Annotated in this window: 1 protein-coding gene; it reads left to right on the top strand. The window is 60.8% G+C overall.

Features of this window, described 5'->3' with window-relative positions; genetic code table 11:
* The coding region (locus tag P4L78_RS00005; RefSeq protein ID WP_309326170.1) for a cytochrome c3 family protein at positions 1-1,146 on the top strand (1,146 nt) is incomplete at both ends.

Genomic DNA, 1,146 nt, shown 5'->3' with positions numbered 1-1,146 from the left:
GAATGTGCCGCCGCCCAACTGCACCGGGTGCCATGACAAGGAGGGCAAGGATTATGCCACGAGCATCCACGGCATGAGCCACGCCATGGGCGCGTCCGGCGCGGCGCAATGCTGGGACTGCCACGGTTCGCACGAGATCGTGCCGGTGAAGAACGGCGACTCGCCGGTGTTTAAGATGAACCTGCCGCAAACCTGCGCCAAGTGCCATAGCAACACCAATTTGACCAAGGAGTACCAGATTGAATTTCCCGAGGCGGCCTCGCAATACATGGACAGCATCCACGGCACGGCGCTGTTGAAGATGGGCTTGATCGTGGCGCCCTCGTGCAACGATTGCCACGGCGCGCACAAGATCAAGCGCGCCATTGACCGGGATTCACCCATCAACCACGCGAACGTGGCCAAGACCTGCGGCAAGTGCCACGTGGGGGTGGAGGCCAAATACAACCAGAGCATCCATGGCCAGTTGCTGGCCAAGGGCGACCAGCGGGGGCCGGTGTGCATTGACTGCCACAGCGCGCATCAGATCAGCAACCCAACGGGGAACAATTTCAAGGCGCTGAGCGACCAGCGGTGCGGCAAATGCCACGAGGACCGGCTGGAACATTACCGGGAAACCTATCACGGCAAGGCCATGCTGCTGGGCAAGCCGAACTCCGCTCCCGAAGTGGCGGCCTGCTACGACTGCCACGGTTTCCACGATGTGCAGCCGACATCCAACCCGGCGTCGCATTTGTCCACCAACAACATTCTGGCGACCTGCCAGAAATGCCATCCCAGCGCCACGGCCAAATTCACCGAATACCAGCCGCACGCCAATCCGCTGGACAAGGCGCACTATCCCCTGCTCCACATGGTGTTTTTGGCGATGACCGGCCTGCTGATTGGCACGTTCGGCTTCTTCGGCGCGCACACACTGGCGTGGCTGGTGCGGGCGGTGTGGCTGTACCTGCATGATTCCAAGACGTTCCGCGAGGCGAAGACCAAGACGCAGGAGGGCGATGAATGGTTCACGCGCTTCGTGCCATTTGAACGCCTCCTGCATTTTCTGGTGGTGACGAGCTTCCTCACGCTGGTGATCACCGGCATGCCGCTGAAGTTTTATTACACCGGCTGGGCGAAGTTCATCTTCAACCTCATCGGCGG

The organism is Silvimonas sp. (assembly GCF_031291215.1).
In the GTDB taxonomy this organism is placed as follows: domain Bacteria; phylum Pseudomonadota; class Gammaproteobacteria; order Burkholderiales; family Chitinibacteraceae; genus Silvimonas; species Silvimonas soli.
The sequence above is the reverse complement of the archived record's forward strand: the minus strand, read 5'-3'. Positions and strand labels throughout refer to the sequence as shown.